Origin of the sequence: Kocuria sp. KSNUG, from assembly GCF_049532735.1 — a bacterium.
GTDB lineage: Bacteria > Actinomycetota > Actinomycetes > Actinomycetales > Micrococcaceae > Kocuria > Kocuria rhizophila.
This window is the reverse complement of the sequence record NZ_CP150981.1, coordinates 1,740,709-1,759,186: the sequence shown is the minus strand read 5'-3', so window position 1 is coordinate 1,759,186 and position 18,478 is coordinate 1,740,709. Positions and strand designations below refer to the sequence as shown.

Below are 18,478 nucleotides of genomic sequence, written 5' to 3'. Positions count from 1 at the left end.
TGCGCACCGGTGGCGGGCTCGCCGCGGTGCGCGGGCGGCGTCGTGGGACGGTGGGCGTCCGTGACGGGCACGGCGGTGTCGTGGGGCGTGGCCGCGCTGTGGCGCCCGTGGGAGGGCTCAGTCACGGGAGGCCTCCCGAGCCGCGCGCTCACGCAGGGTCTGCTCGTGCTCCTGCAGGGAGGTCACGGACCACGAGTACTGCCGCTGCGCGGTGATCGCCTGCAGCGCCGCACCGAGCTCGGACACCGTGGTCATGGTGGGGACGCCCACCGAGGTGGCCGCCGCGCGGATCTGGTAGCCGTCGCCGCGCGCCGCCTGGCCGCCGGAGGGGGTGTTGAAGATCAGGTCGATCTTCCCGTCCGTGATCAGGTCCGCCACAGTGGGCTCGTCGCCCTCGGCGTCCGCGATCTTGGCCACCACCGTGGACTCGATGCCGTTGCGGCGCAGCACCTGCGCGGTGCCGCCCGTGGAGACGATCTCGAAGCCCAGGTCCGCGAACATCTTGACCGGGATCACCGCGGAGCGCTTGTCCTTGTTCGCCACCGAGACGAACAGCGAGCCGGACGTGGGCAGCGGACCGCCCGCGGCGGCCTGCGCCTTGGCGAACGCGGTGTCGAAGTACTTGTCCACCCCCATGACCTCGCCCGTGGAGCGCATCTCGGGGCCCAGCAGCGAGTCCACCACGGTGCCCTCCGGGGTGCGGAACCGGGCGAACGGCAGCACGACCTCCTTGACCGCGGTGGGCGTGCCCTCGGGCAGCGTGGTGCCGTCGTGGTCCGCGGGCAGCACACCCTCGGCGCGCAGCTGCGCCACGGTGCGGCCCGTGCCGATCAACGCTGCGGCCTTGGCCATCTGCACGCCCGTGGCCTTGGACACGAACGGCACCGTGCGCGAGGCGCGCGGGTTGGCCTCGATCACGTACAGCACGTCCGAGGCGAGCGCGAACTGCAGGTTGATCAGACCCTTCACGCCCACGCCGCGGGCAATGGCCTCGGTGGCCGCGCGGACGCGCTCGACCACGTCCGGGGCCAGCGTGATGGGCGGCAGCACGCAGGCGGAGTCGCCGGAGTGGATCCCGGCCTCCTCGATGTGCTCCATGATCCCGCCCACATAGCAGTCGCGGCCGTCGAACAGCGCGTCCACGTCGATCTCGATGGCGTCCTCGAGGAACTTGTCGATCAGAGCGGGGCGGCTGGGGCTGACCTCCGTGGCGTTCTCCAGGTAGGTCTTCAGGGAGGCCTCGTCGTAGACGATCTCCATGCCGCGGCCACCCAGCACGTAGGACGGGCGCACGAGCACGGGGTAGCCGATCTCGTGGGCGATCCGGCTGGCCTGCTCGAAGTCGTACGCCGTGCCGTTCTTGGGCTGGCGCAGACCGGCCTCCGTGAGCACGCGGGCGAACTCCCCGCGGTCCTCCGCGAGGTCGATGGCCTCGGGGCTCGTGCCGAGGATCGGCACCCCCGCCGCCTTGAGGTCCGCGGCGAGCTTGAGCGGGGTCTGACCGCCCAGCTGCACGAACACGCCCAGCAGCCCGCCCGAGCGGCGCTCGGCCTCCACGACCTCCATGACGTCCTCGAAGGTCAGCGGCTCGAAGTACAGCCGCGTGGAGATGTCGTAGTCCGTGGACACGGTCTCCGGGTTGCAGTTGACCATCACGGTCTCGTACCCGGCCTCGCGCAGCACCATGGAGGCGTGCACGCACGAGTAGTCGAACTCGATGCCCTGCCCGATCCGGTTGGGACCGGAACCCAGGATCATGACCGAGGGCTTCTCGTGCGGGGCCACCTCCGTCTGCTGGTCGTACGAGGAGTAGTGGTACGGGGTGAACGCCTCGAACTCCGCGGCGCACGTGTCCACGGTCTTGTAGACCGGGCGGATGTCCAGGGCGTGACGCACGCCGCGCACCACGGACTCGTCCAGGTGCACGAGCTCACCGATCTGGGCGTCCGAGAAGCCGTGGCGCTTGGCCTCGCGCAGGGTCTCCGGGTGCAGGTCCGGGTCCTCGCGGATCATGTCCGCGGTCTCGTTGAGCAGCTGGATCTGGTCCAGGAACCACGGGTCGATGGAGGTGGCCTCGAAGACCTGCTCCACCGTGGCGCCGGCCAGCAGCGCGCGCTGCACGTTGCGCAGCCGCTCGGTGGTGGTCTCCTCGGTCTTGGAGACCAGCCGGGCCACCGTGTTGGGCCCGGGCTCCACGGCCGGGCGCGTGAAGCTGAAGGAGGAGCCCTTCTGCTCGAGCGAGCGCATGGCCTTCTGCAGCGCCTCCGTGAAGTTGCGCCCGATCGCCATGGCCTCGCCCACCGACTTCATGGTGGTGGTCAGCGTGGGGTCCGCCGCCGGGAACTTCTCGAACGCGAAGCGCGGGACCTTGACCACCACGTAGTCCAGCGTGGGCTCGAAGCTTGCCGGGGTCTTGCGGGTGATGTCGTTGGGGATCTCGTCCAGCGTGTAGCCCAGGGAGAGCTTGGTGGCGATCTTGGCGATCGGGAAGCCCGTGGCCTTGGACGCGAGCGCCGAGGAGCGGGACACGCGGGGGTTCATCTCGATCACCACGATGCGGCCGGTGGCGGGCTCCACGGCGAACTGGATGTTGCACCCGCCGGTGTCCACACCCACCTCGCGGATCACGGCGATCGCGATGTCGCGCATGCGCTGGTACTCGCGGTCGGTGAGGGTCAGCGCGGGGGCCACCGTGACGGAATCTCCGGTGTGCACGCCCACGGGGTCCACGTTCTCGATCGAGCACACGACCACCACGTTGTCGTTGGCGTCGCGCATCATCTCCAGCTCGTACTCCTTCCACCCCAGGATGGACTCCTCCAGGAGCACCTCCGAGGTGGGCGAGTACTGGATGCCGGCGCCCGCGATGCGGTGCAGGTCCGTCTCGTTGTACGCGAGCCCGGAGCCCAGACCGCCCATGGTGAAGGACGGGCGGACCACCATGGGGTAGCCCAGCTGCTCCGCGGCGGCGAGCGCCTCGTCCATGGAGTGCACGATCACGGAGCGCGCGGACTCGGCGCCGCAGCGCTCGACGACGCCCTTGAACGCCTCGCGGTCCTCGCCCAGGTTGATCGCGTCCACGTCCGCGCCGATGAGCTCCACGCCGTACTTCTCCAGGGCGCCGTTGGCGTCCAGGGCGAGCGCGGTGTTCAGGGCGGTCTGGCCACCCAGGGTGGGCAGGACGGCGTCGGGCCGTTCCTTGGCGATGATCTTCTCGACCGTCTCCGGGGTGATGGGCTCCACGTAGGTGGCGTCCGCGAACTCGGGGTCGGTCATGATGGTGGCCGGGTTGGAGTTCACGAGGATCACGCGCAGGCCCTCGTCCTTGAGGACGCGCAGGGCCTGGGTGCCGGAGTAGTCGAACTCGGCGGCCTGCCCGATCACGATGGGCCCGGAGCCGATCACCAGGACGCTGTTGAGGTCTTGCCTGCGGGGCATCAGTTGTCTCCTGCTTCCGTGCCGGAGCCCTGGGAGGCCCGGTCCATCATGTCCACAAAACGGTCGAAGAGGTACGCGGAGTCGTGGGGTCCCGCGGCCGCCTCGGGGTGATACTGCACGGAGAACGCGGGGATGTCCTCGCACCGCAGGCCCTCCACCACGTTGTCGTTGAGCCCCACGTGGGACACCGACACGCGCCCGTAGCGCTCCTCGGGGGCGGTCACGGTCTCCCCCACGGGCGCGTCCACCGCGAAGCCGTGGTTCTGGGAGGTGATCTCCACGGTGCCGGTGGCGAGGTCCTTGACGGGCTGGTTGATGCCCCGGTGGCCGAAGGTGAGCTTGTAGGTGCCGAAGCCCAGGGCGCGGCCCAGCAGCTGGTTGCCGAAGCAGATCCCGAAGAACGGGATGCGCGCGTCCAGGACCTCGCGCAGCAGCGCGACCTGGTCGTCCGCGGTGGCGGGGTCCCCCGGGCCGTTGGAGAAGAACACGCCGTCCGGACCCAGCTCGCGCAGCTGCTCGAAGGTCGTGGCCGCGGGCACCACGCGCACGCGCACGCCGCGCTCGGCCAGACGCTGCGGGGTCATGGACTTGATGCCCAGGTCCACGGCGGCCACCGTGTGCTTCACGGGCCCGTTCCAGCCGTGCTCCGAGGGCTCCACCGTGTAGGACTCGTCCGTGCTGACCTCCTCGGCCAGTGCCCGACCGGCCATCGCGGGCTGCTCCGAGACCAGCCGCACGAGCTCGGGGACGGGCCGTGCGGCGTCGTCGCCCGCGAAGATCCCGGCGCGCATCGCACCCTTGTCCCGCAGGTGGCGCGTGAGTGCGCGGGTGTCCACGCCCTGGATGCCGGTGACGCCCTGCGCCGCGAGCTCCTCGTCCAGGGTGCGCTCGCTGCGCCAGTTGGAGGGGCGGCGCGCGGGGTCCCGCACCACGAAGCCGTTGACCCAGATCCGCCGGGACTCCATGTCCTCGGTGTTGATCCCCGTGTTGCCGATGTGGGGTGCGGTCTGGATGACGATCTGCCCCGCGTAGGAGGGGTCGGTGAGGGTCTCCTGGTAACCGGTCATGCCGGTGGCGAAGACGGCCTCCCCGAACGCGGTGCCGGGAGCGCCCCAGGCGCGGCCCTCGAAGGCGGTGCCGTCCTCCAGCACCATCACGGCCGGTGCGTTGTGTGGTGAGTTCATGGCGAACTCCTTTCGTTAAGCAGGTGTGGTCTTCAGCGGGCGGCCCCGCGGGGCGGGCCCGGTGCGGGAGTCTCAGGCGTCCAGCAGGGCCGACGCCGCATCCTCCAGTTCGTGCGATCCCTCGCCCGAGCGGGCGCGGAAGCCGGTGTCCACGCGCGTGTCCCCCAGGTCCCAGGTGAAGACCACGAGCCCGTCGCGCTCCACGAACTTGCCCACCATCCCGGAGGCCGTGGACACGGCGCGCAGGTCGCGGCGCGGGATGAACACGTCCGGGGCGCCCTGGCGGTTGATGAACACACCGTCCGGGGCCACCACGGCCTCGGCGTTCGTGCGCACCCCGAGACCGTGGCGCGCGATGCGTTCGAGCGGCTGGTCGGTGTAGGTGGTGACCACGTACATCCCGTCCACGCGGGTGGTGGCCCGGCTCATCAGGTCCCGGGGCGCGGGCGTCACCTCGGCGACGTCCGACTGGCGCCGCACACGGCCCCGCCAGCCCCACCAGATCAGGGCGAAGAGCACCACCACGATCGCCAGGGTGAGCAGGGTGGGTACGAGCTTGTCCGACATGGGGACACAACCTTTCGGGGAGGACGGTGGGGATCAGCGGGCCACGGGGGTGGTCAGCTCACCGTCACGGACCACGGGGTGGCCGCGGTAGAAGGTGGCGCGCACCCCGCCCGGGAGGGTCATCCCCCGGTACGGGCTGTTGCGCGCCTTGGAGGCGTGGTGCGCCGGGTCCACGGGGGTGGCGCCGGCGGGGTCCCACAGCACGATGTTGGCCACGGATCCTGGAACCAGCTCCTGGCCCTGGTCCGTGAGACCGAGGATCTGCGCGGGGCGGCGGGACATGATCTGCGCGACCCGTTCCCACCCGATCATCCCGGTGTCCACGAGGGCGTGCTGGACCACGGCCAGCGCGGTCTCCAGCCCCGTCATGCCGTGGGCCGCGCAGGTCCACTCGCACTCCTTGTCCTCCGTGGTGTGCGGGGCGTGGTCCGTGCCGATCACGTCCACCGTGCCCTCGGCCACCGCGCGGCGCAGGGCCTGGACGTCCTCGTCCGTGCGCAGCGGCGGGTTGACCTTGTAGACGGGGTCAAAGGTGCGCACCAGCTCGTCGGTGAGCAGCAGGTGGTGCGGGGTGGCCTCGGCGGTCACGGTCACGCCGCGCTCCTTGGCCCACCGCACGATCTCCACGGACCCGGCCGTGGAGAGGTGGCAGATGTGCAGCCGGGAGTCCACGTGCTGGGCCAGCAGGACGTCGCGGGCGATGATCGCCTCCTCCGCCACGGCGGGCCATCCGGTGAGCCCGAGGTCCGCGGACACGCTGCCCTCGTTCATCTGGGCGCCCTCGGTCAGGCGGGGCTCCTGGGCGTGCTGGGCGATGATGCCGTCGAACGCCTTGACGTACTCCAGGGCCCGGCGCATCAGGACGGGGTCGTGAACGCACTTGCCATCGTCGGAGAACATCCGCACCCCGGCGCGGGACTCGGCCATCGCGCGGATCTCGGACAGCTGCTCGCCCTCGAGGCCCACGGTCACCGCACCCACCGGGTGCACGTCCGTCCAACCGGCGTCGCGGCCCAGCTGCCACACCTGCTCGACCACGCCGGCGGTGTCCGCCACGGGGTTCGAGTTGGCCATCGCGAAGACCGCCGTGTACCCGCCCCGGGCCGCGGCCCGGGTGCCGGTCTCCACGGTCTCGGCGTCCTCCCGGCCGGGCTCGCGCAGGTGGGTGTGCATGTCCACGAGCCCCGGCAGGGCGATGAGCCCGGAGGCGTCGAGGACCTCGGCGTCCGCGGGGACGTCCAGGGAGCCGGGGGCTCCCACGGCGGCGATGCGCCCGTCCACGACGAGCAGGTCCGCGGGGTCACCGCCCTCGGGGCGGGCGTTGCTGATCAGGTGGCAGCTCATGAGGACCTCAGTTCTCGCTCGGGTTCGGGGTGCTCTCGTCACCGGAGAGCAGCAGGAAGAGGACGGCCATGCGCACGGACACGCCGTTGGCCACCTGCTCCAGCACGGTGGAGCGCGGGGAGTCGGCGGCCTCGGAGGAGATCTCCAGCCCGCGGTTCATGGGCCCGGGGTGCATGAACACCGTGGGTGCCCCCACGGCCTCGAGGCGCTGCACGCGCTGGGCGGTCAGCCCCCAGCCGCGCGTGTACTCGGCCTCGCTCGGGAAGAACGACGCGTTCATCCGCTCGCGCTGCAGCCGCAGCATCATCACGGCGTCCGGCGCCTCGGCCAGCACGGCGTCGAGGTCGTAGCTGATCTCGCACGGCCAGGTGTCCGTGGCCACGGGCACGAGGGTGGGCGGGGCCACCAGCGTGACCCGCGCGCCCAGGGTGGTCAGCAGCCACACGTTGGAGCGGGCCACGCGGGAGTGCAGCACGTCCCCCACGATCGCCACGTGCATGCCCTCCAGGTCCATGCCGGTGCTCGCCACGCCCGTGGCGCGCGAGCGGACCCGGCGCAGGGTCATGGCGTCCAGCAGGGCCTGCGTGGGGTGCGCGTGCTTGCCGTCCCCCGCGTTGACCACCGCGGCGTCGATCCAGCCGGAGTCCGCGAGCTGCTGCGGCGCCCCCGAGGACGGGTGGCGGATCACCACGGCGTCCGCGCTCATGGCCATCAGCGTCTGGGCCGTGTCCTTGAGGGACTCGCCCTTGGACACCGAGGACCCCTTGGCGGAGAAGTTGATCACGTCCGCGCTCAGCCGCTTGGCGGCTGTCTCGAACGAGATCCGGGTGCGCGTGGAGTCCTCGAAGAACAGGTTCACCACGGTGCGCCCGCGCAGCGCGGGCAGCTTCTTGACCTCGCGGGAGGACACGGCGGCCATCTGGTCCGCGGTGTCCAGGATCCGTACGGCGTCCGCGCAGGACAGGTCGGTGGTGCTCAGCAGGTACTTCACGCGCGCTCACCCTCCCGTCCCGGCAGGGGCGACGACGCCGCACGCCCGGGTGCGCGGGCGACGTCGGGATCCGAAGCCACCGGCGCGTCGATGACCACGCAGTCCTCGTGGCCCGCGTCGCGGGTCCCGGGGTCGGTCTCGAGCAGCAGCACGCGCACCTTCTCGCGGGAGGACGTGGGGAGGTTCTTGCCCACGTGGTCCGCGCGGATGGGCAGCTCGCGGTGGCCGCGGTCCACCAGGACCGCGAGCCGCACCACGGTGGGCCGGCCGAGGTCCACGAGGGCGTCGAGTGCCGCGCGGATGGTGCGCCCGGAGCACAGGACGTCGTCCACGAGCACCACGGTGCGCCCGTCGATCCCGGCGTCCGGGATCAGTGTGGGCTGCGGGGTGCGGGCGGGATTGCGGCGGAGGTCGTCCCGGTACATGGTGATGTCCAGCTGACCTGTGGCGGTGGCGGCGTGGAAGCCGGGGTCGATCTTCTCCAGGCGGGCCGCCAGGCGCTGCGCGAGCGGGTAGCCGCGGCGGGCGATGCCCAGGAGCACGAGGTCCTCGGGTCCCCTGTTGGACTCCAGGATCTCGTGGGCGATCCGGGACAGGGCCCGGTCGATGTCGGATGTCGAGAGGATCACGCGGGAGGTGGTGGCCTCCGGTGCGCTCTCGGCGTGTTCGGGCACGCTCACGTGCCGCCTCCTTCCCCGCCTCACGGGACGGAATTTAAAGGGTGCGATCGGTCCTGAAGCTACCACACGCGAAACCCCGGCCCGTGGGAACCACGAACCGGGGCCTCGTCTCAGTCGTCCAGCAGGGAGGGCTTGACCTTCTGCAGCCGCCCCAGCAGGCCGTTGACGAACCGGGGCGAGTCGTCGGTGGAGAGCTCACGGGTGACGGCCACGGCCTCCGCCACGGCCACGCCGTCCGGGATCTCCGCGTTGTAGAGCAGCTCCCACGCGCCAACACGCAGCGCGTTGCGGTCCACCGCGGGCATCCGTCCGAGCGCCCAGCCCTGCGAGTAGGTCTCCAGGAACTCGTCGATGTCCTCGCGGCGCTCGTCCACGCCCTCGAGGATCTCCACGGTGTACGGGTTGATGGGCGAGGACGAGTTCTCGCGGCGGCGCACCAGGGCGTCCCGCACGGACTCGTTGCGCTGCTCGGCCTCGAAGAGGATCTCGACGGCGCGCACCCGCGCCTTGCTCCGTGCGCCGCTCACTCGTTGACGCGTCCCAGGTAGTCACCGGTGCGGGTGTCCACCTTGACCTTGGTGCCCTGCTCCAGGAACAGCGGGACCTGGATCTGGTAGCCGGTCTCCACGGTGGCGGGCTTGGTGCCGCCCGTGGAGCGGTCGCCCTGCAGACCGGGCTCGGTGTAGGTGATCTCCAGCACGACCGACGGCGGCATCTCGATGTACAGCGGTGCACCCTCGTGGATGGCCACGGTCACGTTCTGGTTCTCGAGCATGAAGTTGGCGGCGTCACCGACCACCACGCCGGGCACGGTGATCTGGTCGTACGTGGAGTTGTCCATGAAGACGTAGTCGTCGCCGTCCTGGTACAGGTACTGGTACTCGCTGCGGTCCACCGTGGCGGTCTCGATCTTGGCACCGGCATTGAACGTCTTGTCCACCACCTTGCCGCTGGTCACGTTGCGCAGCTTGGTGCGCACGAACGCGCCGCCCTTGCCGGGCTTGACGTGCTGGAACTCGATGGTCTGCCAGAGGTTGCCGTCGAGCTTGAGGATGGTGCCGTTCTTGATGTCGTTGCTGGTTGCCACGGTGTCACTTTCTCGTCGGGTACGTCGCCGCACTGGGTCCGGCTCGTGGAGCCGGACCAGTCTACCGCGTGCGCCCGGCTCCCCCGGTTCCGGGGGCCGGGCCCACGCCCGCGCGGGAGGTTCAGTCAGCGATCTCCTGGTAGCACGCGAACAGGATGGCCGGGTCCGGCACCTCCATGGTCCGGGGGGCGCCGATCCGGTCCAGGACCACGAAGCGCAGCAGGTTGCCCCGGGTCTTCTTGTCCCGCTTCATGACCTCCAGCAGCCGGGGCCACTGGTCCGCGCGGTAGGAGATCGGCAGGCCCAGGGAGGTGAGGATCTCGCGGTGCAGGGCCACGGCGTCGTCGGACAGGCTGCCGGCGGCCCGGCCGAGCTCCGCGGCGAAGACCATGCCCACGGACACCGCCGCGCCGTGGCGCCACTGGTAGCGCTCGTTGTGCTCGATCGCGTGGCCCAGGGTGTGGCCGTAGTTCAGGTACTCGCGCCGGCCGGACTCGCGCAGGTCCGTGGAGACCACCTCCGCCTTGACGCGCACGCTGCGCTCCACGAGCTCCCGCACCACGGCGGAGGAGCTGTCCCGGACCTCGGCGGGGTGCTCCTGGATCAGGGTGAGGATCTGCGGGTCCGCGATGAACCCGCACTTGACCACCTCGGCCATGCCCGTGAGCAGCTCGTTCTCGGGCAGGGTGGCCAGGGAGTCGAGGTCGCACACCACGGCGGCCGGCGGGTGGAAGGAGCCCACCAGGTTCTTGCCCTCGGCGGTGTTGATACCGGTCTTGCCGCCCACGGCGGCGTCCACCATGCCCAGCAGCGTGGTGGGCAGGTGCACCACCCGCACACCCCGCAGCCACGTGGCGGCCACGAAGCCCGCGAGGTCCGAGACGGCGCCGCCGCCCACGGAGACCACGGCGTCGGTGCGCGTGAAGTCGGACTGGCCCATGATCTGCCAGCAGAACGCGGCGACCTCCACGCGCTTGCCCTCCTCCGCGTCCGGGATCTCGGCCACGAAGCTCTGGATCCCGGCGGCGCGCAGGTCCTCCTGCACCAGGTCGCCGGTGGCGCGCAGCGCGCGGGGGTGGATGATGAGCACCTTCTTGACGCGCTCCCCCAGCAGCTCGGGAACGCGGCCCAGCAGTCCGTGGCCCACCAGGACGTCGTACTGGTTCTCGGGGGTGTCCCCTCGGACGGGGATCACGGTCTCGTTCATGCGGTGTGGTCCTTTCGCGGCTCGGAGCGCGCGGTGGCGCCCAGGGCGGTGTGCAGGTCGTGGGCGATCTGGGAGGCCGAGCGCGGCGCACGGGCGTCCAGGGTGATCGTGGCGAGCCGCTCGAAGGTCTCACGGCGCTCGGCCATGATCTGGCTCCAGCGGGTCTCTGGGTCCGGCTGCAGCAGCGGGCGTGACGCGCCGCCCCGGATGCGGGGGCGCACCGTGGCCAGGTCCACGTCCAGGTATGCGACCGTTCGGCCCTCGAGCAGCGGCTGCACGAGCGGGGACATGGGTGCGCCCCCGCCCAGAGAGATCACGCCCTCGGTGTAGCGGGGGTTGTCCAGCAGCTCCGCCACGACCTCCGCCTCGAGGCGGCGGAACTCCGCCTCGCCCCGGTCGCGGAACAGCTGGGCAATCGTCCCGTGGCGCGCCTCGATGACCTGGTCCGAGTCCGCGTGCGCCATGCCGTAGCGCCCGGCCAGGTACCGTGCCACCCGGGACTTCCCGGCCGCCATGGGCCCGATCAGCACCACGGGCAGGGGCGCCCGTGTCACGAGAGGTCCCCTCGCACCTCGTCCAGGGCGGCCAGAGCGGCGGGGTCCGCGAGCTCGGGCGAGGTCCGCAGCGCTTCCGGGATGGCCTCGAGGTAGGCGTCCCGGTTGCGCACCATCTCGGCGGCGGAGTCCCCGCCGAACTTCTCGAGCGCGGCCTCCGCGAGGACGAGCGCCACCATGGCCTCCGCCACGACTCCCGCGGCGGGCACGGCGCACACGTCCGAGCGCTGGTGGTGGGCCCGCGCGGGTTCGCCCGTGGCCACGTCCACGGTGTGCAGCGAGCGGGGCACCGTGGCGATCGGCTTCATGGCCGCGCGCACCCGCAGCAGGTCACCCGTGGACATCCCGCCCTCGATGCCGCCGGCGCGGTTGCTCACGCGGTGCACCGCGCCGTCGGCGCGCAGGGTCTCGTCGTGCGCCTGCGAGCCCGGTCGCTCGGCCGTGCGGAAGCCGTCCCCGACCTCCACGCCCTTGATGGCCTGGATGCCCATCAGTGCCCCGGCCAGCCGCGAGTCGAGCCGCCGGTCCCAGTGGACGTAGGAGCCGAGCCCCGGGGGCACGCTCTCGGCCAGCACCTCGACGACGCCGCCCAGGGTCTCCCCGGCCTTGTGGGCGGCGTCCACCGCGGCGACCATCCGCTCGCTCGTCCCGGCGTCGAAGCAGCGCAGCGGATCGGCGTCCAGCGCGGCGACGTCCCCGGGGCCGGGCAGCGGCGCGCCGTCCGAAACGCTCACGTCCGCAATGGCCGTGGTGTGGGACACGAGCCGGATGCCCAGCGCGGCCAGCACCTGCGAGGCGACCACGCCGAGCGCCACCCGGGTGGCGGTCTCACGGGCGGACGCACGCTCGAGCACCGGGCGGGCCTCGTCGAAGCCGTACTTCTGCATGCCCGTGAGATCTGCGTGGCCCGGGCGCGGCCGGGTGAGCGGCGCATTGCGGGCGCGGCCCTCCAGGACCTGCGGGTCCACGGGGTCCGAGCTCATCACGTCCTGCCACTTGGGCCACTCCGTGTTAGCGATCTCGATCGCCACCGGGCCTCCCTGGGTGAGGCCGTGACGCACCCCGCCGAGGATGCGCACGCGGTCCTGCTCGAACTTCATGCGCGCCCCGCGGCCGTAGCCCAGGCGTCGGCGGGCCAGCGCGTCCTGGACCATCCCGGTGGTCAGTTCCACACCGGCGGGCACGCCCTCGACGATCCCCACGAGCGCCTCGCCGTGGGACTCCCCGGCCGTGAGCCAACGCAACATCCAAGTCTCCAGTCCTCGAGGGGGATCCGGCGGATCCCCCGGTGGTCTTCAATCCGGCGGGTGGGAAAGACCGGAGGGTAACCCGTGGAACCCTCCGGGACGCCCCGTGCGCTGCGCGTCCGACACCTGCCGCACACCGGTGCTGCCCGACCGCTCGTTCTGCGGCTCAGGACGAACCGCTCGTCCGGGCTCCGGCGCGAGCCGGATCTCCGGGTCGAGGCACGCGGTGCCACCGACGCGCCCGTTCACTCGGGCCGACGACGCTCCTGCGCGCGGCGCACCCGTTCCGGCACCGTGCGCTCCGGGCGGCCGACCGCGCGGCACATGGCCGCGGTCACGCGTGCTTCCCGGGGCAGCTCCTCGTGGGGCCCGCCCCCGACGAACCAGCGCAGCTGGTCCACCGCCTGGAAGATCAGCATATCGACACCCGGTGCGATCGCTCCCCCCGCGTGCTCCCACGCGGCGGCCAGCTCGGAGGGCCACGGGTCGTACGCCACGTCCAGCAGCACCCCGTGCACGGTGGGCCGTGTCCCGCGCCACTGCCGGGCAAGCTCGTCCGCGGCACGCGGCGGCAGGGTCGAGACCACCACGTCCGCCCGCCGGAGCAGCTCCGAGGCCTCGGACCAGGGACGGACGTGGACCGTGGCGCCCAGCGCACCGGCCACGCCCTCGAGAGAGCGGGCGCGGGCTGCCGTGCGCACCGCCACGTCCACCGCGGGCGCCCCCAGGGCCTGCAGCGCGGCCACCGCGGCGTGCGCGGTCGCTCCCCCGCCCAGCACGACGGCGCGGGGCGCGTCCGGAACCGGACCCGCGGCACACAGCGCGGCCATGATGCCCATGACGTCCGTGTTGTCCGCCACGGAACCCTGCGGGGTGAAGGTCACGGTGTTGGCCACCCCCAGGGCCTCCACCAGCGGGGTCACCCGCTCCGCGTCACGCGCGGCCAGGGGCTTGAGGGGCATGGTCACGGAGAACCCGTTCCACCCGCCCTGCGCGCGGGCACCCGCCCAGAACGCCTCCCACTCGGGCTCGGGGACGTCCAGCCGGGTGTACTCGGTGCTCAGGCCCATGGCCTCACCGGCCGCGGTGTGCAGCGTCGGGGACAGCGAGTGCGCCACCGGGTGGCCGAGGACGGCCGCCCGGAGCCTGGAGGGTGTCACCGCAGGCACGTCAGGAGCACTTGCCCTCGTTGTCCGCGCACCACTGCTGGTACTCCTGCACGTACTTCTGGTGCTCCTCGTACGTCTTGGCGAACTTGGTCTCACCCGTGTCCAGGTTCACGGTCACCCAGTAGTAGTAGTCGTTCTTCTCCGGGTTGGCCGCCGCCGCAATGGCGTCGTCGCTCGGGGAGCCGATGGGGCCCACCGGCAGACCGGGGTTCGCGTAGGTGTTGTACGGGTTGGACTTGTCCTTCTTCTCCTCCTCCGTGAGGTGCACGGTCTTCTTGCCCAGACCGTAGGTCACGGAGGCGTCGGACTGGATGAACCCGCTGGTCTCCCCGTCCGGGTTGTTCATGCGGTTCTCGATGGCGCCGGCCACGGAGGCGTAGTTCTCCGGTGTGCCCTCGAACTCCACGATCGAGCCCACGGTGAGCACCTCGAACCAGCGGTCCTCGGAGACGTTGTTCTCCTCCAGGGTGGCCCGGGTGCGGTCCACCATCTCCTGCAGGATCTGCTCGGCCGTGGCGTCCAGGGGGAAGTGGTACTCCCCCGGGTGCAGCCAGCCCTCGAGGTTGGGGAACTGCTCGGGAATCCCGAACGTCTCGTTCTGCTCCGCGAGCTTCTCGAACTCGGAGCGGTCGATGCCGGTGGCCTCGCTCAGGGCGGTGAAGGTGTCGTCCATGCGCTGGGTCTTGGGGATCGCCGCGTAGTGGGTGGCGGCTTCCTTCTCCATCAGGGAGTTGACCACGTCCTCGGAGCTCATCCTGGTCTTGAGCTGGTACTCACCGGGCTGGATGAAGTCCTCGGGGTACTTCTGCTGGAACGTGGACACGAATGTCGAGGCGTCGGCCACGATGTCCTGGGACTCGAGGTCCTGCGCGATCTGACCCGTGGTGCTGCCGTCCGCCACGGAGAACGTGACCTCCTGGTCCCCCGAGCCGTGGTAGTCCTTGCGCTCGAAGAGACCGAACGTGGAGCCCAGCACCGCCACCACCACGATCAGCGCGGCGACGAACAGGGCGATGGCCGTGGTCATGGACGCACGGGAACGGGCCTGTCGGCGCTTGCGCTGCTCCGGCGTCACGTCGTGGTGCTCGAAGGAGCCGGCCAGCTCGGAGTGGGAGCCGCCGTCCGAGGCGTGCGACGCGCTCAGCTCATCGCCGTCCGACCCGCGCGGGGGGTTCCCGTCACCGGTTGCGTTGTCCCGCGGCTCATCGCTCACGAATACTCTCCGTCCGCCGTTCTGGTGGTCTTGGGGGGCGTCCCCCTGCGAGGAGGTTTCCCGCCCCGCGGTGCACTACTGCGCCTGTTCCACGGCCCCGACCCGCTCGCCCGGCTCCACGCCGGTGCGCAGGCCCTGGTCCACCGCAGTCTGCAGGAAGGTCACGGCGGCTGCCTGGTCGACCCTGTCCATGTGGTCCCTCCGGGAGACCCCGGAGTCCAGCAGGGACTGGTGGGCAGCGACCGTGGACAGCCGCTCGTCCACCAGGCGCACCTGCGTGGTGCACCCCCGTGAGCCTAGCCGACGAACGAGCATCGCGGCGTAATCCCTGGCCATCCCGGTCGAATCGTTCTCACGCCCGTCCAGGCTGCGCGGCAGGCCCACGTACACCGTGCGCACGTCCCGCTCCTCGCAGAGCCTGGTGATGATCTTCACGTCGAAGGCCTTGCGGGGGTTGGAGTCCCGCGCGAGCGTCTGGTGCGGCGTGGCCAGGACGCACCCGGGGTCGGTCAGGGCGACGCCCACCCTGACCTTCCCCACGTCCACGCCCATGCGCACGGCACGCTCGAAGGGCTCGGTCATCAGCTCGCGGCGTCCTGGATCTGCTGACGCACGGCCGCCAGCGCATCGTGGATCCTGGCGGCGTCGGAGCCGCCTCCCTGGGCGACGTCCGGCTTGCCGCCGCCGCCACCACCGAGAACCGTGGCCGCGGTGCGCACGAGCTGGCCGGCGGCGAGCCCTGCCTGCCGGGCGGCGTCGTTCACGGCCACCACGATCAGGGGACGGTCGTTGGCGACGCCGGTCACGGCCGTGAGCGCGGGATCGGAGCCCAGGCGCGTGCGCAGGTCCAGGGCGAGGGAGCGCAGCGCGTCCGCGGAGGCGATCTCACCGGCGTCGTGCAGCACGGCCGTGACCGTCCCGATGCGCTCGGCGTCCTGGGCGAGCTGGCCGGCCTGGGCCTGCAGCTGCTGCTGGCGCAGACCGGCGAGCTGGCGCTCGGTCTCCTTGAGCTTGTCCAGGGTGGCCGCAAGACGCTCCGGAAGCTCCGCGCTGGACTGCACCTTGAGCATTCCGGTGAGCTGGTTGACCAGCGTGCGCTCGGCGGCCAGGTGGTTGAACGAGTTCAGACCCACGAGCGCCTCCACGCGGCGGTTGCCCGAGCCCACGGACTGCTCCGAGACCAGGGACAGCGAGCCAAGCTGGGACGTGGAGCCCACGTGGGTGCCACCGCACAGTTCACGGGACCACGGGCCGTTCATCTCGACCACGCGGACCTCGTCCCCGTACTTCTCGCCGAACAGGGACATGGCACCGAGCTTCTTGGCCTCGGCCAGCGGCATCTCGCGGGTGACCACCTCGAAGTCGTCACGGATCGCGGTGTTGGCGATCTGCTCGATCTCCTGGATCTGGCCCGCGTTCAGGGCCTCCCCGTGGGAGAAGTCGAAGCGGAGGTAGCCCTCCTTGTTGAACGAGCCGCGCTGGACCGCGTCCGGGCCCAGGACGTCGTGCAGGGCTGCGTGGATCACGTGGGTGCCGGAGTGGGCGGCCTCGCCGTCGTGGCGGCGGCGGGAGTCCACGCGGGCGGTGACCTCGTCCCCCACGACCACCTGGCCGGAGGCGACCGTGACCTTGTGCACGGACAGACCCTTGACGGGCTGCTGCACGTCCTCCACGCTCAGGCGCAGCCCGTCAGCGGAGTCGATGGTGCCGACGTCCGCGGCCTGGCCGCCGGCCTCGGCGTAGAACGGGGTGCGCTCGAGCACGATCTCCACGTGCTCGCCCTCACCGGCCGCGGGGACGGAGACGCCACCCGAGAGGATCGCGCGCACCGTGGTGGGCGTGACCAGTTCCGTGTAGCCCGTGAACTCGCTGCCGTGGTCGTCGAGCATGCGGCGCAGCTCGGAGAGGTCCGCCATGGCGCCCTTCTTGGCGCGGGCGTCCTCCTGAGCGCGCTGCCGCTGCTCGGCCATGAGCTCGCGGAACGCCTTCTCGTCCACCGCGACGCCGGCCTCGCCGGCCATCTCCAGGGTGAGGTCGATCGGGAAGCCGAAGGTGTCGTGCAGGGCGAAGGCGTCCGCGCCGCTCAGTGCGCGCTTCTCGCCCTTGGCCACGTCCACGGCGTGCTCGAGGCGCGTGGTGCCGGACTCGATGGTCTTGAGGAACGCCCGCTCCTCGGCGTAGGCGATCCGCGAGATCCGCTCGAAGTCCTCGGCCACCACGGGGTAGACGCCCTTCATCGCGTCCCGGGACTCCGGCAGCAGCACGGGCAGGCACGGCTCGGTGACCCCCAGCAGGCGCATGGCCCGCACGGCACGGCGCAGCAGCCGGCGCAGGATGTAGCCGCGGCCCTCGTTGCCGGGAGTCACGCCGTCGGCGATGAGCATGAGGGAGGAACGCACGTGGTCGGCGACCACACGCATGCGGACGTCGTCCTCGTAGCCCTCCTCGCCAGCCTTCTCGGCACCGTGGTACGTGCGCCCGGAGAGCGTGGCTGCGGCGTCGAGCACGGGGCGGACCTGGTCCGTCTCGTAGAAGTTCTCCGCGCCCTGCAGCAGCATGGCCAGGCGCTCCACGCCCAGGCCGGTGTCGATGTTCTGCTGCGGCAGGTCGCCCAGGATCTCGTAGTCCTTGCCGTTGCCCTCGCCGCGCTGGTACTGCATGAACACGAGGTTCCAGATCTCGATGTAGCGGTCGTCGTCCACCGCCGGACCGCCGTCCTTGCCGTAGCGCGGACCGCGGTCGTAGAAGATCTCGGAGTCGGGACCCGCGGGCCCGGGCTGGCCGGTGTCCCAGTAGTTCTCGTCACGGCCCATGCGCTGGATGCGCTGGGCGGGCAGCCCCACGGTGTCGTGCCACAGGTCGTAGGACTCCTGGTCCCCCTCGTACACGGTGACCCACAGCCGCTCCGGGTCCAGCCCGAAGCCGCCGTCGGCGGTGGGGGTGGTGAGCAGCTCCCAGGCCATGGGGATGGCCTGGGACTTGAAGTAGTCGCCGAAGGAGAAGTTGCCGGCCATCTGGAAGAACGTGCCGTGACGGGCGGTCTTGCCCACCTCGTCGATGTCCAGGGTGCGGATGCACTTCTGCACGGACGTGGCCCGGCGGTAGGGCGGGGTCTCCTGGCCCAGGAAGTACGGGATGAACGGCACCATGCCGGCAATCGTGAACATGGCACCGGGCTGCTGGGACACCAGGGACGCCGAGGGCACCACGTGGTGGCCCTTGGCCTCGAAGTAGCTCAGCCAGCGCTGGGTGATCTCGTGAGAGAGCATTACCGCTCGTTTCCTTCCGAAGGGGTGTGGTCGATGACCCGGGCCCGGGGGTCCTCCGGGTCGGTCGAGGAGTCGTGGGACGTGACGGGGTGCCACGGGATGCCGGCGGGGGGCACGGCGTCGTCGGGGGCCGCCGGGTGGTTGGCGGTGTGGTCCACGGGAGAGCGCACGCCGAACTGCTGCTGCAGCTGCGCCTCGCGCTCGTCCATGCCCGCACGGACCCGGGCCGCGAACTCCCCGAAACGCCGGGCCGCGGTGCGCAGGGTGTCCACGGCGCCGGGACGGGCGCGGTGCGCCACGTCACCGTGCGGCGTGCGCGCCACCTCGGTGCTCTCGGGCGGCCCCTGGATCGCCCGCGAGAGGGACTGTCGGGCGGCGGGATCGGAGGCGACGCGCGTGGCCGCACCGCCCACCAGGGCACCGGCGGCGAGCAGGGCGAGTTTGGACCACATTCCCATGGTCAGCTCCTGGTGTCCGTGGGGACGGATCCATCAGCGGATGGTTCGTGCCCGGTGTGGTCCGCGGGGA

General features: G+C 71.4%; 16 protein-coding genes. All 16 read right to left on the bottom strand.

Features of this window, described 5'->3' with window-relative positions:
- Window positions 1-117 precede the first annotated feature (117 nt).
- Window positions 118-3,438 (bottom strand): carbamoyl-phosphate synthase large subunit, encoded by a 3,321-nt coding sequence (carB, locus tag AABM36_RS07605; RefSeq protein WP_423445628.1) that lies wholly within the window; start codon window positions 3,436-3,438, stop codon window positions 118-120.
- Entirely contained in the window at window positions 3,438-4,622 is a 1,185-nt protein-coding gene (gene carA / locus AABM36_RS07600; protein ID WP_423445626.1) for a glutamine-hydrolyzing carbamoyl-phosphate synthase small subunit, read from the bottom strand. Before carA ends, carB begins: the two co-directional genes overlap by 1 nt.
- Before the next feature lie 72 nt (window positions 4,623-4,694).
- On the bottom strand, window positions 4,695-5,189 hold the full coding sequence (locus AABM36_RS07595; RefSeq protein ID WP_423445625.1) for an ABC transporter permease: 495 nt from the start codon (window positions 5,187-5,189) through the stop codon (window positions 4,695-4,697).
- A 33-nt stretch (window positions 5,190-5,222) separates the two neighbouring features.
- On the bottom strand, window positions 5,223-6,533 hold the full coding sequence (locus AABM36_RS07590; protein WP_423445623.1) for a dihydroorotase: 1,311 nt from the start codon (window positions 6,531-6,533) through the stop codon (window positions 5,223-5,225).
- A gap of 7 nt (window positions 6,534-6,540) precedes the next feature.
- Window positions 6,541-7,524, bottom strand: coding sequence for an aspartate carbamoyltransferase catalytic subunit (locus tag AABM36_RS07585; RefSeq protein ID WP_423445621.1), 984 nt, complete (start codon window positions 7,522-7,524; stop codon window positions 6,541-6,543).
- Window positions 7,521-8,204, bottom strand: coding sequence for a bifunctional pyr operon transcriptional regulator/uracil phosphoribosyltransferase PyrR (gene pyrR / locus AABM36_RS07580; protein WP_423445619.1), 684 nt, complete (start codon window positions 8,202-8,204; stop codon window positions 7,521-7,523). The genes AABM36_RS07585 and pyrR overlap by 4 nt, the downstream gene beginning before the upstream one ends.
- A gap of 110 nt (window positions 8,205-8,314) precedes the next feature.
- Window positions 8,315-8,731: a transcription antitermination factor NusB gene (gene nusB / locus AABM36_RS07575; RefSeq protein ID WP_019309281.1), complete on the bottom strand. Its 417-nt coding sequence runs from the start codon at window positions 8,729-8,731 to the stop codon at window positions 8,315-8,317.
- Entirely contained in the window at window positions 8,728-9,291 is a 564-nt protein-coding gene (efp, locus tag AABM36_RS07570) for an elongation factor P (RefSeq protein WP_012398407.1), read from the bottom strand. The genes nusB and efp overlap by 4 nt, the downstream gene beginning before the upstream one ends.
- Before the next feature lie 121 nt (window positions 9,292-9,412).
- Window positions 9,413-10,498 (bottom strand): 3-dehydroquinate synthase, encoded by a 1,086-nt coding sequence (gene aroB, locus AABM36_RS07565; protein ID WP_191872234.1) that lies wholly within the window; start codon window positions 10,496-10,498, stop codon window positions 9,413-9,415.
- Window positions 10,495-11,052, bottom strand: coding sequence for a shikimate kinase (locus AABM36_RS07560; protein WP_406921409.1), 558 nt, complete (start codon window positions 11,050-11,052; stop codon window positions 10,495-10,497). Before AABM36_RS07560 ends, aroB begins: the two co-directional genes overlap by 4 nt.
- Complete coding sequence (aroC, locus tag AABM36_RS07555) at window positions 11,049-12,299, bottom strand: chorismate synthase (RefSeq protein WP_423445615.1); 1,251 nt, start codon at window positions 12,297-12,299, stop codon at window positions 11,049-11,051. Before aroC ends, AABM36_RS07560 begins: the two co-directional genes overlap by 4 nt.
- Window positions 12,300-12,544: 245 nt before the next feature.
- Entirely contained in the window at window positions 12,545-13,459 is a 915-nt protein-coding gene (locus tag AABM36_RS07550) for a shikimate dehydrogenase family protein (RefSeq protein ID WP_423445613.1), read from the bottom strand.
- A 10-nt stretch (window positions 13,460-13,469) separates the two neighbouring features.
- Window positions 13,470-14,681, bottom strand: a complete 1,212-nt coding sequence (gene mltG, locus AABM36_RS07545; protein WP_423445611.1) for an endolytic transglycosylase MltG — start codon at window positions 14,679-14,681, stop codon at window positions 13,470-13,472.
- A 75-nt stretch (window positions 14,682-14,756) separates the two neighbouring features.
- Complete coding sequence (gene ruvX, locus AABM36_RS07540) at window positions 14,757-15,263, bottom strand: Holliday junction resolvase RuvX (RefSeq protein ID WP_423445609.1); 507 nt, start codon at window positions 15,261-15,263, stop codon at window positions 14,757-14,759.
- On the bottom strand, window positions 15,263-17,950 hold the full coding sequence (gene alaS, locus AABM36_RS07535; RefSeq protein ID WP_423445608.1) for an alanine--tRNA ligase: 2,688 nt from the start codon (window positions 17,948-17,950) through the stop codon (window positions 15,263-15,265). Before alaS ends, ruvX begins: the two co-directional genes overlap by 1 nt.
- A complete protein-coding gene (locus tag AABM36_RS07530) occupies window positions 17,950-18,408 on the bottom strand; it encodes a hypothetical protein (RefSeq protein ID WP_423445607.1) in 459 nt (152 codons plus the stop codon). The genes alaS and AABM36_RS07530 overlap by 1 nt, the downstream gene beginning before the upstream one ends.
- Window positions 18,409-18,478: the final 70 nt, after the last annotated feature.

What these genes read in the sequence shown, in the direction of transcription:
- carB (WP_423445628.1), bottom strand. Translation starts at nt 3,438, where the DNA reads ATGCCCCGCAGGCAAGACCTCAACAGCGTCCTGGTGATCGGCTCCGGG.
- carA (WP_423445626.1), bottom strand. Translation starts at nt 4,622, where the DNA reads ATGAACTCACCACACAACGCACCGGCCGTGATGGTGCTGGAGGACGGC.
- AABM36_RS07595 (WP_423445625.1), bottom strand. Translation starts at nt 5,189, where the DNA reads ATGTCGGACAAGCTCGTACCCACCCTGCTCACCCTGGCGATCGTGGTG.
- AABM36_RS07590 (WP_423445623.1), bottom strand. Translation starts at nt 6,533, where the DNA reads ATGAGCTGCCACCTGATCAGCAACGCCCGCCCCGAGGGCGGTGACCCC.
- aroB (WP_191872234.1), bottom strand. Translation starts at nt 10,498, where the DNA reads ATGAACGAGACCGTGATCCCCGTCCGAGGGGACACCCCCGAGAACCAG.
- aroC (WP_423445615.1), bottom strand. Translation starts at nt 12,299, where the DNA reads ATGTTGCGTTGGCTCACGGCCGGGGAGTCCCACGGCGAGGCGCTCGTG.
- ruvX (WP_423445609.1), bottom strand. Translation starts at nt 15,263, where the DNA reads ATGACCGAGCCCTTCGAGCGTGCCGTGCGCATGGGCGTGGACGTGGGG.
- alaS (WP_423445608.1), bottom strand. Translation starts at nt 17,950, where the DNA reads ATGCTCTCTCACGAGATCACCCAGCGCTGGCTGAGCTACTTCGAGGCC.
- AABM36_RS07530 (WP_423445607.1), bottom strand. Translation starts at nt 18,408, where the DNA reads ATGGGAATGTGGTCCAAACTCGCCCTGCTCGCCGCCGGTGCCCTGGTG.